Source organism: Micromonospora echinospora, from assembly GCF_014203425.1.
In the GTDB taxonomy this organism is placed as follows: Bacteria; Actinomycetota; Actinomycetes; order Mycobacteriales; family Micromonosporaceae; genus Micromonospora; species Micromonospora echinospora_A.
This window is the reverse complement of sequence record NZ_JACHJC010000001.1, coordinates 5,071,032-5,085,455: the sequence shown is the minus strand read 5'-3', so window position 1 is coordinate 5,085,455 and position 14,424 is coordinate 5,071,032. Positions and strand designations below refer to the sequence as shown.

Sequence of the window (14,424 nt, the reverse complement as noted above, 5' to 3'; positions counted from 1 at the left end):
TCAGCGGTGGTGACGATCCAGGAGTCAGATGAGACCGAGAAGCTTCGCCAGGTCGTGGGCCTTGTTGCCGCCCAGTTCGAGACGTTTGATGTCGAGCTGGAACACGTCGGTGACGACGGCGTGCAGCAGCTTGACGAACTGTTGGTAGTCGGGCTGGTTGAACACCGCCGGGTTCACCAGGTCGGCGGGCACGTGGTACGGCCGTACGATCTGCGGCGCGGCGCGCTCGAACTGGCCGATCATGTCTTTGACCGAGACCTTCTCGGTCGTCTCGCCGTCCCCTCCGGTGGTCGGGCCTCCGGTCGTCGCGGCCTGGGTCAGGGCCGGGTGGCCCACCCCGAACTCGAAGCTGTACACGGTCGCCGAACGCCCGTCGCCGAGCCGGCCGGTGGCCCTGTCTGCGCTGAAGTCGATCTGGGTGCCGTTGGCCAGCGTCATCGTGAACGTGTCCCGGTTCGACACGACCGTCAACGCCGGGACGACGTCCTCCTGCTTCAGACGGTTGATCACAGGCTTGATGTGGTCCAGCGCGTGCAGCATCGTACGGCCCACCGCGTTGTCGGCCGAGTCGTCGGTGAGGAACCGCCGCAGCAGCGCCTGACCGGTCGTGGTCGTCAGAGCGGTGGTCTTCAACTGGCATTGCGCCGCCAGGCGCAGCCGTCGGCCCTCGCCGTCCTGGTACGTCTTGCCCTTGAGCGCGAACAGGAACGTGCCCCCGGCGTCGCTGCTGCGGTGCCGTCGGCGCAGCACGATCCGGTTGGCCAGCAGGTCGTACGGGTTGGGCAGGTCGAAGTAGGTGTCCTCGTACACCTTCTGCTCGCCGGTCATTTTGAGGATGCCCAGCCGCTTCTGCATCTCGCCGTCGTCGTGCAGCTTGTTCATGGCGACGATGACCTGGGCGAGGTCGCCCTCGCGGGCGAGCCTGTACTCCGCCTCGCACTCCAGGGTGGTCATCATCTCCTTGCCGCCCTGCAGGATCTCCTGGAAGGTGTTGAACACCGGGCGGCTGGTGTTGAGCTTCTCGCTCATGTTCCAGGACGTGTTGCGCCGGTTCTCGGTGCCGGTCAGTTCCAGCAGGGTGTACGGGACCAGCCGCAGCTTGCCGGAGCCCCCCTTCTGATCCAGCCCGCCGCTCTCGTGGCGTACCCCGTTGACCTGGACCTGCTGCTGGTCGGCCACGCCGAGCCACTGCGCACGCAGGCCCAGCTCACGGTACCGCTGAGTGATCGTGTGAGCGGTCACCGGGCCGCTCGGATCGATCTTGAGAATCGTCGCCAACTGCCGCAGCGTGTACTCGACCCGGATCTCCCAGTGGTTGTAGTCCCACGTCGGCTCGATCACCACGACCAACAGTTGCCGCTCGCCCGGCTTCTTCGTGTCCGCGGTCGGCGTCTCCAGGTAGATCGGGACCAGGTCGTGGGGCTGAGCCATGTACCGCGGGTTGCCCGTCACGCTGAAGTGCAGCTTCAGGCCCTCGTCCGACAGCAGCGCCGGCGACTCGATCTCCAGGTGGGCGGTGCCTTCCCACTTGCGGTACGACTTCTCGATCGCGATCACTGGGCGCTGCTGACCGAAGGCCTCCTGTTGCCCCCGCGCCCAGGTTTCGATCATGAACAGTGGAGTCTTGTATACCTGCCGGTCCAACGCCGAGACCAGGTCATCGCCGCAGACCCGGTTCTCGCTGTCCGTCGGCCGGGTCGGTTCCACCTTCGGCCGCGGCAGCGCCTTGATCGTGACCGTCTCGTCATAGCGCAACTGCGCAGCCGTACGCTCTGCCTGCATGGGCCCCACACTCCTCCGGCCGACTCCGCCGTGACCTTCACCGCGGGCATCCGACCAGAGCGTAGGGTGAGCAGCCCAACACAGCCTGTCGCCATTGCGACCCCGAGCGAAAGGGGCGGGTCGGGTGACCGACGGCGCAGCGGTGCTGCGGCACGGCGGTGCGGATGGACTGCCGGTTCTGGGCCTCATCCTTGATCGGCGACGCAGCGACCGATCGGCGTTGGATGATGGGGTGAGTCGTCCATGTACGGGAGAGGGTGCGGTGAATGACCGAGCACTTGCGGGCGCGCTCGGCAAGCGAGGTGCTCGACGAGCATCTGCACCTGTCGAACGAGGGCCGATTCGCCGAGGACATCGAGCGCAACGTGTCGCCGGGCTGCCTTGTCCTCGATCGTAGGGGAGTGTTCCGGGGGCACGCCGGGGTGCGGAAGCTGGCTCAGTGGCTGAGCGCGGAGCTTCCGGGCGCCCACTTCACCTACACGACCGTGCTGATCGAGGATCGGATCGGGTTCCTGGAATGGACCGCTGACGCACAGGGCGTGCGGGTCCGCGACGGCGCCGACTCGTACATCATCGAAAACGGCTGGATCGTCGCGCAGACCATTCACTACACGCTGGAGCCGACCGCCGAGTCCTGAGGGGACCTGACCAGCGGCGCGCGCGAGGGCAGCTTACGGATCGGCGGCCAGGAGATGGGTCACGCGTTCCACGTGTCAGCGGCGTTGCCCAACCGCAGTTCGACCTCGGCCCACGCATGGGTGGCGTTCTGGCGCTCGCGGTATTGACAGAACGTGCGCCGACCGCTGAGGCTGTGTGAAGCGATGCGTATCGATGAATGCGGGGGGCATGATGCGACGCAGGATCTTCGCGCTGGCCACGGTCGCTGCGGTCGTCGTCGGCGGGGCCATGACGATGGTGCTGCGGCCGGCCTACGCCGCGACGGCGTGCACGGTGGACTACAAGATCACCCGGGAATGGTCCAGCGGCTTCTGGGCCGAGCTCACGGTCACCAACCTGGGCTCTCCCGTCACCGACTGGTGGCTGCGGTTCCGGCAGGCCAACGGCCAAACGATCACCATGGGCCTCGACCGGCTGCCCGACGGATACACGCTCGGCAGCGGCGAGATGTACCCGGTGACCATGCTCCGCCCACCGGCGGGGTCCACGCTGCCGACCGGCGCCTCGGTGACGGTGCGGTTCGGCGGCAACTACCGGGGTGCCGACCCCGAGCCGACCGACTGGCTGTTGAGCGGCCAGCCGTGCAACGCGGACGTCGCCAGCCCGACCGGCTCGTCGCCGGCGGCCTCGGGGAGCCCGCTGCCCAGCCCGCTGCCGGGCGGGCCGTCGGTGGCGCTCACCTCGCCCCTGCCCAACGACTTCTTCGCCGCGCCGGGCGTCATCCCGATCCGTGCGGAGGCCACGGCGGCGGCCGGCCGGCGGATCGAGCGGGTCGAGTTCCGGGAGCGCGGCAGGCTGCTCGCCGTGGACACCACCGCGCCGTACGCGTTCGACTGGCGCGGCGTGCCGCCGAACAGCGGTACCCGCGTGACCGCCACCGCCTACGACAGCGGCGGTGCCCAGGCCACCGCCGAGGTCCGCGGCATCCGGGTGCTCCCGCCGCAGGCACCAGGTGCCGCACCCGCGCTGAAGGCATTCGGCAACCGCATCCTCACCGTCACCGCCGACCCGAGGCCGTACCGGCCACGCGGAATCATCAGGTCGGCCGCGCCCGGCGAGTGCGCGTGGGGACCGATCCGCTGGGACGGCCCGGTCGACGACGCGTCCGTGGGCGCGCTACGGGCCCGCGGCGTCAACGCGGTGCGGGTCGTGCTGAGCGACGCCTGCTACGTCTACACCGGCAGCGCTGCCGACAGGCAGAACCGCGTCGGTTACCTCGACGAGGCGGCTTTGTACGTCGACCGGCTCGTCCGGGCCGGCATCACACCCGTTGTGTCGCTGCGCCAGAGCGACATTCTCGCCACCCGTTCTTTCTGGAGCGCGGCGGCGGAGGTGTTCGGCGACGACAACGCCGTGGTCTTCGACATCTCGCCCTACGACTTCCCTGCGGCCGGCGGCACTGACCCCGCGGCGGTCTGGACCTGCTGGCGCGACGGCGGTACCGAGTGCGCCGGCGCCGGCCTGCCGAACTTCGGCGTGCAGGAGCAGATCCGCCTGCTTCGCGTCCGGGGCTCGTTCAACCTGGTCCTCGCCGCCGGGATCGACGGCGGCAACGACCTGCGCCGGTGGCTGGAGTACCGCCCGGCCGACCCGGACGGTCGCAGCGTGGCAGCGGCCTGGCGCGTCGACGACCGCTCGGCCTGCGCCACGCCGGCCTGCTGGCGGTCCACCCTGCTCCCGGTCGCCGCCCAGGTACCGCTGGTCGCCACCGACGTCAGCGCCGGCTCGGGAGCGCCGACGTTCGTGCCGCGGACGGTTGCCTGGCTCGACCAGCACGGCATCGGCCACCTGCGCCGGTGACCGGCACCGGCTGCGCACCGCCGCCCGCCGTGCATCCTCGGCGGGCGGCAGGCTGGTGACCGTGGCCGGTGGGCCTGCTCGACCCGGCCCGTTTTTCCGGCAGCGGCCGGAAGGGCTCGTCAGACGGTCGTACGCGACCACTGCTGGTTGGCGCCGGTGTTGCACGTGTACTGCTTGAGGACCACTCCGTCTGCGGTCGATGCGGCCGGTACGTCCACGCACTTGCCGCTGTGTCGTGCCCGGAGCTGGAAGTAGCTGCCGTTGGCGACCATCTGGAACTGCTGATTGCTGCCGGTGCCACAGGTGTACTGGATCAGCTCGGCACCGTCGGCGGTGGACGCGCTCACCACGTCGAGGCACTTCCCGCTGTTGCGGCTGACGAGTCGCCAGTAGCCGCTGCCGGCGTCCTGGAACTGCCACTGCTGCCACGTATTGCCGTTGTACGTGTACTGGCCGACGCGCGAGCCGTTCTCGGTGTTCGGCGCCTGGACGTCCATGGCCTTTCCACTGTGCCGCACGACGACCCGGTAGAACGTGTCAGTCGACGGCGGCGGCGTCGTGGGGCCGCCGCCGATGGTGTCACCCCAGGCATACCGGATCTGGTCGGCGCCGGAGGTGTTGCGGACGGTCAGGTTGAGGTCGGTGCCGCTACCGCTGAGCGAGTACATCGAGTACCAGTCGTAGCCGATGGTGCCGGGCTTTCCGCCGAGGGCGGGCCAGTAGGTGCCGCCCATCCGGTTGTCGCGCATGACCTGGGCCATGGCGCGGATGTGGCGCACGAAGTTGTCGGTGCTGTTCGCGTCGGCGTAGTTGCGGCCGTCGTTCATGGGCGCGCCGAACTCGGTGGCGACGGCCCGGCCGGCGCAGTTGCCGAGGCGGGTCTGGATGTGGCTCCGGAAGGCGTCGTAGGTCATCTCGCCGTAGAAGAAGGCGTAGTGGTGGAAGGACAGCAGCGTCGAGGCGAAGCGGGTGTCGTTGCAGATGTCCCGCAGGTCCTGGCTGAACCCGGTGCCGCCGATGAGCACCCGGCCGGGCACCGCCGAGTAGTGGTAGCTGAGCCAGTTGGCCGCGACGTTGCGCCACTCCGTCGAGCTGTAACCGTGCGGCTCGTTCATCGGCTCGAAGTAGACGTTGGGGTTCGAGCCGTACGTGTTGGTCACCGTGGACCACATCGCGTTCCACGCGGCGAGGTTCGTGATCCTGCCGCCGGAGGCGGCACCGTCCTCCCAGTAGGCGAGGATGACCTTGAACCCGCGGGCGGTGGCGGCGTCGATGGCGCCTCGGTAGGCGTCCCACCACGCCGTCCCGACCGTGTGGGTGTTGATGGGCAGCCGGACGGTGTTGACCCCCATGGTGGAAGCCATGTCGTCATAGAGGGCGTTGGCCTTGGCCCGTACCGTCGCGTTGCTGTCGGAGGAACTCAGGCCCTGCACGACGAGGGGGCCGGTGCTGAAGTTGTCACCCAGCACGGCCCAGTTCATGCCGCGGAACTGGTTGGTGGCGGCAATGGCCGGCGACGACATGACGACAACGCCGCCAACCATCGCCGTCATCGCGGCCACCAGCACGATCAGCGGCCGGCGTAACGACCGGGTGCTCCGCGTCAAGAGGTGGTCAATCACTGATCTGGCCTCTCTGGGTTCGGACATCGGACTGATCGCCCGAAGCCGTCGCCGCCCGCCGTGGTGCGGCAGCGTGAAGTCCTCCCCGGACGCCAGCTCTGTTAGCGCTAACATCGCTGATTCATGCACAACCAAGAGCTTCGCGGTCTTGGCGTCGTTGACGTGCCGCCCGAGCAGCTCCGGCGCGTTGCGTCGAGGCAGACACATGTCTTCTGGTTGTTACGTGCGCATTGCAGACAAGTGTTGGCGATCGCATCTGGGGTGTCAAGGAATCGACGAGCTTCGTTTCCTTCCCGGTCCGGGCGCTGCAGGGCAGTAGATTGAGCCGGGTGAGTCAGGCCGAACCATTGGCGGAAACGGGTCCGTCGGGCGAGGACGCGACGGCGAGGATGCTGGCGGCGGCGCGCGCGGGCGACGGCGCGGCCTTCAGTCGCCTGGTCGAACCCCTGCGGGACGAACTCCGTGCGCACTGCTACCGGATGCTCGGTTCCTTTCACGACGCGGAGGACGCGGTCCAGGACACCATGGACCGGGCATGGCGGGCCGTCGACAGGTTCGAGGGTCACATGTCGATCCGCCCGTGGCTCTACCGGATCGCCACCAACCGCGCCCTGTCTCTCCTCGGCGCGCGCGGGCGGCGTGAACTGCCCACCGATTTCACTGCCGAGAGCATGTCCCGGGCCGAGGTGAGCTGGCTCGAACCGTATCCGGACCGCCTTGCGGTCCGGTCCGTCGAATCGGATCCGGAGACTCGCGCGATCGCGCGGGAGACCATGGAACTCGCGTTCGTCGCCGCGTTGCAGCACCTGCCGCCGCGGCAACGTGCCGTTCTGCTGCTGCGTGACGTTCTCGGTTACTCCGCCGAGGAGACCGCCGGGATGCTGGTCACCACCGTCGCCGCGGTCAACAGCGCGATGCAGCGGGCCCGCCGGATCGTCGCCGGGCTGACGCCGTCCGGCAGCCAGCGGCGGATCCTCGCCGAACTGGGCGACGCGGGGCAGCGGGAGGTGGCCAGGCGGTACGCCGCGGCGTGGGAGTCCGGTGACGTCGAGACGATCGTGGCGATGCTGACGGAGGACGCGCGGTACTCGATGCCGCCGCTGACCGTCTGGTACGAGGGCCACGAACAGCTCCGCGGTTTCCTGGCCGAGGTGACGGCTGGGCGGAGGTGGCGGTTCCTGCCGACGAGTGCCAACGGGCAACTCGCCTTCGGGACGTACCTGTGGAACGACGCGGCTGCCGCCTACCTGCCGGCGGGGCTGGACCTGCTCGTGCTGCGGGGGCACCGGGTGGCCGAGGTCGTCTCGTTCCTCGACGCGCGCCTGCCTGCCTTCGACCTACCGGACCGGCTGCCGGAAAGTTCGCGCGGAGGCGATGAGTTAGCGGTTCGGCCGGGGTTGTAGTCCTGACGGGTTCACCAGCCAGGAAGGGCAGAGCCGACATGCCGAGCAACGAAGAACAGATCCGCGCCCTGGTCGAGCGCTGGGCCGCCGCGGTTCACGAGGGGAGCCTCGACGGAGTCCTGGCCGACCATGCCGAGGACATGGTGATGTTCGACGTGCCGCCGCCGTACGAGGGCGTGCGCGGGTTGGACGCCTACCGGGAGATCTGGCCGCCGTTCTTCGGATGGCAGGCGCAGGGCGCGTCGTTCGAGGTCGAGTCGCTGGACGTCGAGGCCGGCGAGGACGTGGCCTTCGCGTACGCGCTCCTGCGTTGCGGCACGCCGGCCGACTTCGCCGCGGATCCGGAGAACCGCCTGCGGGTGACCTTCGGCCTGTGTAGGCGGGAGGGCCGATGGGTCGTCACCCACGAACACCACTCCTTCCCGCTCGTCGGTACCGCCGAGCCGGCTCCAGACGTGGCCGCCGCCGAGGCGGAGGTGCGCCGGCTCCACCGGCGCTGGTTCGACGGCACCGCGGCCAAGGACCTCGATGCCCTGATGGATGCCGTCGCCGATGACGTGATCTCGTACGAGCACGACCAGCCGCTGCGATACGTCGGCGCGAACGCGGTCCGCGAGGTCTGCGCGGCGGGCCTGGCGGCGTCGGGTGACGGATCAGTCGCCTGGGACGTGCCCGACCTGACGATCCTGGTCGACGGCGACCTCGCCGTCGCGTGGGGCCTCAATCGCGTCTCGGTCAGCCCGAGCGGTGGTCCGCCGATCGAGAGCTGGTCCCGGGGGACCCGGGTCTTCCAGCGACGCGGCGGGGCCTGGCTGATGACCCACCAGCACCTCTCCTACCCGTACGACCCCTCGACCGGGAAGGCGAGGACGGATCTGCGTCCGTAGCGGCGGGGGCGGGACATCACCGGTTGTACTTCTCGTCGCAGCGCGGCACGACCGGCTCGTCCTCCGGCGGCATCACCTACTGCGTCGCCGGACCCTTCCGCCGTTGACCGGCTCCCCGCCCCGCGGGACTGTGGCAGCGTCGTGATCCAATGAAGCGCATGATTCTCCAGCGGATCGCCGCCGGCCTCCTGTTGCTGATCGGGCTGCTGGCGATGGCGGCCACCCACACCTTCCCGTTCCTCGACGATCTCTCCGAACTGGCCGAGACAGCGGTCGCGATCGGGGGCGCGGCGTGCCTGTCGGCGGGGGTGTGGCTGTGGTTGCGCAAGCCGGCGGACCGGTCGTCCACGCCGGCGGCCGGCGACGCTGAGAGCCCGTGACGATGCGTAAGGCGGAGCGGGAAAGGGCCGGAGCGCTCGGCGGGCGGTCCGGGCGGTGGCGTCGGATACTGGGCCGATGACCAACCCCGACCTCGATCCCGAGCTGTACCCGCCGATCGACCCGCGTGAGGACGTGCCGGACGACCCCGGTGAACTCCTCCCGGACACGCCCGGCGAACTGCCCGAGGCGCCGGTCGAGCCGATGCCCGACGACGGGGAGCCCGGGGGCGTACCCGAACCGGCTTGACCGGCGGGCACCGGGGCGCCCGGCAGATCGACGGTGATGGATAATTCTGCGGTGACCGGCGCGCGGACCGCAGGGGAGACCGGATGAGAATCGTCGATGCCCGGGTGATCGTGACCTGCCCCGGCCGGAACTTCGTGACCCTGAAGGTCGTCACGGACGAGGGAGTCACCGGTGTCGGTGACGCCACCCTCAACGGCCGGGAGTTGGCCGTCGCGTCCTACCTGCGCGACCACGTGGTGCCGCTGCTGATCGGGCGCGACCCGGCCCGGATCGAGGACACCTGGCAGTACCTCTACCAGGGGTCGTACTGGCGGCGCGGGCCGGTCACGATGAGCGCCGTCGCCGCCGTGGACACCGCGTTGTGGGACATCAAGGGCAAGGTCGCCGGGCTGCCTGTCTACCAGTTGCTCGGCGGCCGGTCCCGCGAGGGCGTGACAGTGTACGGACACGCCAACGGCGAGACGGTCGACGAGGTGCTGACCGAGGTCGCCCGTTTCGTCGACCTCGGCTACCGCGCGGTGCGGGTGCAGTGCGGCGTGCCCGGCCTGCCCCGGACGTACGGCGTCAGCGCCGACAAGATGTTCTACGAGCCCGCCGACGCCGCGTTGCCGACCGAGACGGCCTGGTCGACGGAGGCGTACCTGGCCCACGTGCCGAGTGTGTTCGCCCGGGTCCGGGAGGAGTTCGGGCCCACCCTCCGGCTGCTGCACGACGTGCACCACCGGCTCACCCCGATCGAGGCGGCGCGCCTCGGCAAGAGCCTGGAGCCGTACGCGTTGACCTGGATGGAGGATCCCGTCCCGGCGGACCTGCAGGAGGGTTTCCGGCTCATCCGCTCGCACACCACCACGCCGATCGCCGTCGGCGAGGTCTTCAGCAGCATCTGGGACGCCGCCCAGCTCATCCGGGAACAGCTCATCGACTACGTCCGTACCACTGTGGTCCACGCCGGCGGGATCACCCACCTGCGACGCATCTTCGACCTCGCCGCGCTGCACCACGTGCGCAGCGGCTCGCACGGAGCCACCGACCTGTCCCCGGTCTGCATGGCCGCCGCGCTGCACCTGGACCTCGCCATCCCCAACTTCGGCCTGCAGGAGTACATGCGGCACACCGAGGCGACCGACGAGGTGTTCCCGCACGGCTACCACTACGACGGCGGCTACCTGCATCCGGCCGAGACCCCGGGGCTCGGGGTGGACATCGACGAACAGGCCGCGGCCCGCTACCCGTACGCGCCGGCCTACCTGCCGGTGAACCGGCTGACGGACGGCACCGTGCACCCCTGGTGAACGCGCCGGTTCAGTGGATGCGGCGACCGTGCGCGTCCGGCACCCCGGACTTGCGGAAGAAGTAGGTGTTGATCTGGTCCCGCCACTCGACGGCGCTGCGGAACTGTTCGTCGAGGCGCTCGGCCACCCGGTCGTGGACGGCCGGGTCGACCGCCCCGGCGACGAGCCGCCACCGCTCCCGCATCGCCGCCACCTCCTCGACCCCGGCGAAGTGGGTGTCGTAGATGTGCTGGATCACGGTACGGCCGCTGTGCAGCACGTGCCGGTACGGGACGTGATGGAAGAACAACAGCAGTTCGTCGGGGCAGCGCTCGCGTGACTCGTACACCTCCGACCACGGCGGTGGGTACTGGTCGGTGAAGCCGGTCCCGGTCGCCCGGGTGCGGTCCACCCCGACGCCGTCGCGGTCGGCGAAGTGGTACGTGCCCCACGGGGTGTACTCGTAGCCGTCCACGTCCGGGCCGTAGTGGTGGCCGGGCCGCACCATGAAGCCGACGCCGAGCGGGGCGGTGTAGCGCTCGTAGGTGCGCCAGGAGTCGTCCATGATCGCGTGCATCGTCCGCCGCACCGGTGCCGGATCGCCTTTGGTGACCGGCAGCCAGGTCAGGTCGATCCACTCGTCGAGGATCGCGCCGGGATCCAGCAGCGGATCCCAGGCGAGCCGGCCGAAGGCGTACAGGTTCGCCTGGGCCAGCGGGTGCCCGGTCCAGAACGGGTCGTCGCCCACGTTGGACACGGCGACCAGGCCGCCACCGGCGCCCGCCCGGCCGGCTGCCACGTCGGCGATCGTGTCCCCGGCCGCGCCCCAGGGCCGGAACCGCAGCACCTCACTCCACCAGGGTCCGAGGTAGCAGACGTGCCGCTGCTGGCCGGTGTACTCCTGCGTCGCCTGCACCTCCACCGCCAGCCGGGTGGCCGGCATCGCGGCGAGCACCGGGGACACCGGTTCGCGTGCCTGGAAGTCGATCGGGCCGAACTTCACCTGGAGGATCACGTTGTCGGCGAATCGTCCGTCCAGCGGCGCGAAGTGGTCGTGGGCGGCCCGGGCCCGGTCGGTCGACCGGTCCCGCCAGTCCTGACGGTGGTCGTAGACGAACGCCCGCCAGCGCACCACGCCTCCGTGCGGGGCGAGCGCCTCGGCGAGCAGGTTCGCGCCGTCGGCGTGGTCGCGCCCGTACGCGAAAGGGCCGGGCCGGCCCTCGGAGTCGGCCTTCACCAGATAGCCGCCGAAGTCGGGGATCCGCTGGTAGACCCGCCGGGTGGCGGCGGCCCACCAGGCCCGTACCCGCTCGTCCAGCGGATCGGCGGTGGGCAGGCCGCCGAGGACGACCGGGGCGGCGAAGGTCACCGCCAGATGAACCCGGATGCCGTACGGGCGGAGCACCTCGGCGATCTCCGCGACGTCGCCGAGCCGGTCGGTCAGCAGGAGCGCCTCGGTGTCGTGCACGTTGACGTTGTTCACGGAGATCGCGTTGACGCCGCAGGCGGCGAGCAGGCGTGCGTAGTCGCGGAGCCGGGCGGGCTCGCGCCGGGCGGCGCCGTCACGCCAGAACAGGGAGCCGCCGGCGTAGCCCCGCTCGACCTGGCCCGACACCGGGTGTACGGCCACGTTGTCCCAGTGGTCGAGCATCCGCCGGTCCAGCGCCGGTCGGTGCCGCCGCGGCGGAAGGTCGTCGTCGAAGGCCGCGGCGCCGAGCCGGACCACGTGGAACATCCCGTACAGCAGGCCGGCCGGCGCGTCGGCCAGGACCACAGTCACGCCGTTCACCCGTGCCAGCAGGTACCCCTCGTCGCCGAGGGCGCCGCCACCAGTGCCGTTCACCGCCGGTGTCGCACCGAGCCGGGCCGCCTCCGCCACCGCGTTCGGCACCGGGCCGGCCTCGCGCAGGGCCAGCACCAGCTCGGCGTCCACCTGCCACGGCGGACCGTGCCAGACCCGTCCGCCGTACCGGGCGCAGGCCCGGCTCACCTCGTCGAGGACGGTGTCGACCAGGAGGCCGTCGCCGTGCACCAGCACCCCGCGGGAGCCGAGTTCGCGGAACGCCGCGGGCGGTAGCCAGGCGGCGTGCCAGGCCGACTCGCCGGCGTCGGCCGACGCCCGGCCGGTGACCGGAACGCTCATGCGGTGAACTCCGCCCGGATGTCGTCGATCATCGGGTCGCCGATCCGCAGCAGCGCCAGCACCAGGAGCGCGGCCAGCAGGGCGAGCACCGCCTCGGAGAACACCGCAGTGACACCGGCGGCGGCGGCCAGCAGCGCGACGTTGCCGACTGTGACGCCGGGCTTGCGCGCCACGTAGTACAGGGCGAGCCGGAGCACGTCGCGGGTGCGGAAGGTGAACAGGGAGACGATCACCAGCGCGTTGACTCCGACCAGGACCACCCCCGCCCCGACCACCACCAGCGGCACGGCCCACCACCCGGGGACAGCGGCGGCGGGCAGGTACGCCAGGTTGACCGCGATGACGGCCAGCCACAGCAGCGTCGGCGCCCAGACGCGCAGCACGCCCGGCAGGTTGGCCCGGTAGGCCCGGCGGAACGCGGCGGCGGGACGGAGATCGGTCAGGTCGGGGCGCTGGTGCCGCAGCGTGTACAGCGCGGCCGAGACGGCCGGACCGACCGGCAGCGCGGCGGCGGCGACCAGCGGGAGGTTGCTGCTGTCGCGGTCGAGCAGCACGAGCACGGCCAGACTGGGCAGCGTGCTCACCAGGAGCAGCAGTTCGACCACGAGCAGGGTGTGGACCATCGCGGCGGCCCGCGACAACGGCCCGTCGCCGAACTCCCGCAGCCCGCCGGTCGCGCCGGTCACTCTCGGTCCCCGGGTGGGTCGAGCAGCCTGTCGTCCCACCACGGCGGGGTCTCGTCCACCACCGCGGTCAGCTCGGCGAGGGTCACCTCGTGCCGGGCGAGGACGAGGTCGACGTCGGCCCGCCCGGCCGCGACCGGCACGGCGCGATGGGTACGGGCCGGCTCGGCGGCCTCCCGCAACGCGTCGAGCTGCCGGGGCCGTGGTGAGTGCGGGCTGCCCATCTCCCGCCAGGCCGCCCAGGCGTTGCCGGCGTCCTCGCTCACCGACGAACGGAGCAGGAACGCCGACGTGGTGCCCGGCGGGCCGATCGGAACGGACAGCGACAGGGTGTGCCGCTCGGGTGCCGGCTCCCGGCCGGTGACGTCCACCGGGGCCCAGGCCAGCACCGCGACCCGGCCGTCGGGGTGCCGGGTGACGAGGTGGTCCGGCCCGCGCGCGAGCACCTCGTCGCCGAGCCGGGCCATGAACGCGTACAGGTGGTAGGTGGGTTTCTTGACCTGCCGGTGGGTGAGCAGGCCGAAGCCGCCGTGCAGCGGCGCGGTGGGCACCCCCTCCTCCTCGAACACGTCGCTGAAGGTCCAGTAGGAGAAGGAGTCGACAAGGTCCCCGCCGCCGGCCAGGACCGGAGCGAGGTAGGCGGCGTGGAAGGCCGTGTCGTGGATCGGGTTGTCCGGCCGGTAGGAGGAGTTGAACTCGGTGATGTGCACCGGGTGGTCGGCCAGCGCGGTGCCGGCCAGGTGCCGGCGGGGCGCGGCGAACTGCTCCAGCAGTTCCGCGGCCGGGGCCAGGGTCTGCCGGGTGCCGAACGGCAGGTGCCGCGCCGGGCCGGAGGTGTAGGCGTGCCGGCTGACGAAGTCCACAGGTACGTCGCGGTCGGTGACGAACTCGGCGAACGGCTTCAGCCACTCGTCGGCGCCGGGGGAGAGGGCCGGACCCCCGACCTGGAGCGCCGCGTCGACGTCCTTGACGGCGTGCGCCGACACCTCGTACAGGCGGTGGTAGGCGTCCTGGTCGGCGCCCGCCCAGAACGCCGGCAGGTTGGGCTCGTTCCACACCTCGACGGGCCAGCCGCGCACCTCGTCGAGGCCGTACCGGTCGACCAGGTGGGCCACCGTGGCGCGCACCAGGTCACCCCATTCGGTGTACGACTCCGGCGGCGTCACGTTGCCCCGCCACCAGAACACCGTCTGGTCGCCGGAGGCGAGCGCCGAGGGCATGAACCCCAGCTCCACGAAGGGCCGGATGCCCACTGCGAGGTAGGCGTCGACGACCTGGTCGACGTAGGTGAAGGTGTGCCGCACCCGGCGCTCGCCCTGGTACGTGTAGGGGCGGTGCACGCCGACGCCGTCGCTGAGCAGCCCGTGCCCGCGGATGTGCCGGAAGCCGATGTCCCGCTGCACCAGCGCCAGCGAGTCCTGGTAGTCGCGTCGCAGCGCCAGGTCGAACCGGCCGGTGCCCACGCACGTACGCCAGGCGTCGGTCAGCCGGCCGACGGGCCGCTCGGGAACGGTGCCACGCATCGCCG

The 14,424-nt window shown here is 70.9% G+C and carries 12 protein-coding genes; 7 read left to right on the top strand and 5 right to left on the bottom strand.

Annotated features, from left to right (window positions below):
- Positions 1-24: 24 nt before the first annotated feature.
- The gene (locus FHU28_RS23465) at positions 25-1,782 is read right to left on the bottom strand and encodes a hypothetical protein (RefSeq protein WP_184686623.1); all 1,758 of its coding nucleotides are present in this window, start codon (positions 1,780-1,782) and stop codon (positions 25-27) included.
- A gap of 266 nt (positions 1,783-2,048) precedes the next feature.
- On the opposite strand from FHU28_RS23465, the gene FHU28_RS23460 reads away from it, so the two are divergent.
- Together FHU28_RS23460 and FHU28_RS23455 are read left to right on the top strand one after the other, a co-directional pair.
- On the top strand, positions 2,049-2,420 hold the full coding sequence (locus FHU28_RS23460) for a nuclear transport factor 2 family protein (RefSeq protein ID WP_184686622.1): 372 nt from the start codon (positions 2,049-2,051) through the stop codon (positions 2,418-2,420).
- A gap of 208 nt (positions 2,421-2,628) precedes the next feature.
- Positions 2,629-4,260 (top strand): Ig-like domain-containing protein, encoded by a 1,632-nt coding sequence (locus FHU28_RS23455; RefSeq protein ID WP_184686621.1) that lies wholly within the window; start codon positions 2,629-2,631, stop codon positions 4,258-4,260.
- 119 nt (positions 4,261-4,379) lie between these two features.
- On the opposite strand, the gene FHU28_RS23450 is transcribed toward FHU28_RS23455, so the two are convergent.
- Entirely contained in the window at positions 4,380-5,813 is a 1,434-nt protein-coding gene (locus tag FHU28_RS23450) for an RICIN domain-containing protein (RefSeq protein WP_260413085.1), read from the bottom strand.
- A 458-nt stretch (positions 5,814-6,271) separates the two neighbouring features.
- Here FHU28_RS23450 and FHU28_RS23445 point away from each other — a divergent pair, with 458 nt between their 5' ends.
- The 5 genes from FHU28_RS23445 to manD all read left to right on the top strand — a co-directional run bounded on the left by FHU28_RS23445 (position 6,272) and on the right by manD (position 10,091).
- Complete coding sequence (locus FHU28_RS23445; RefSeq protein WP_184689818.1) at positions 6,272-7,285, top strand: sigma-70 family RNA polymerase sigma factor; 1,014 nt, start codon at positions 6,272-6,274, stop codon at positions 7,283-7,285.
- Between the two features lie 38 nt (positions 7,286-7,323).
- Complete coding sequence (locus FHU28_RS23440) at positions 7,324-8,172, top strand: nuclear transport factor 2 family protein (protein WP_184686619.1); 849 nt, start codon at positions 7,324-7,326, stop codon at positions 8,170-8,172.
- 158 nt (positions 8,173-8,330) lie between these two features.
- The gene (locus FHU28_RS23435; protein WP_260413084.1) at positions 8,331-8,552 is read left to right on the top strand and encodes a hypothetical protein; all 222 of its coding nucleotides are present in this window, start codon (positions 8,331-8,333) and stop codon (positions 8,550-8,552) included.
- Between the two features lie 76 nt (positions 8,553-8,628).
- Positions 8,629-8,799 carry a hypothetical protein gene (locus FHU28_RS23430; protein WP_184686617.1) on the top strand — a complete coding sequence of 57 codons (171 nt, stop codon included), beginning with the start codon at positions 8,629-8,631 and terminating at the stop codon, positions 8,797-8,799.
- Positions 8,800-8,882: 83 nt separating this feature from the next.
- On the top strand, positions 8,883-10,091 hold the full coding sequence (gene manD, locus FHU28_RS23425; RefSeq protein ID WP_091416341.1) for a D-mannonate dehydratase ManD: 1,209 nt from the start codon (positions 8,883-8,885) through the stop codon (positions 10,089-10,091).
- A 10-nt stretch (positions 10,092-10,101) separates the two neighbouring features.
- On the opposite strand, the gene FHU28_RS23420 is transcribed toward manD, so the two are convergent.
- Genes FHU28_RS23420 through FHU28_RS23410 form a run of 3 tightly spaced genes read right to left on the bottom strand, consistent with a single transcriptional unit; the run spans position 10,102 to position 14,419 of the window.
- Positions 10,102-12,213, bottom strand: coding sequence for an alpha-glucuronidase (locus FHU28_RS23420; protein WP_184686616.1), 2,112 nt, complete (start codon positions 12,211-12,213; stop codon positions 10,102-10,104).
- Complete coding sequence (locus FHU28_RS23415) at positions 12,210-12,899, bottom strand: hypothetical protein (RefSeq protein WP_184686615.1); 690 nt, start codon at positions 12,897-12,899, stop codon at positions 12,210-12,212. Before FHU28_RS23415 ends, FHU28_RS23420 begins: the two co-directional genes overlap by 4 nt.
- On the bottom strand, positions 12,896-14,419 hold the full coding sequence (locus FHU28_RS23410; RefSeq protein WP_184686614.1) for a GH39 family glycosyl hydrolase: 1,524 nt from the start codon (positions 14,417-14,419) through the stop codon (positions 12,896-12,898). Before FHU28_RS23410 ends, FHU28_RS23415 begins: the two co-directional genes overlap by 4 nt.
- Positions 14,420-14,424 lie beyond the last annotated feature (5 nt).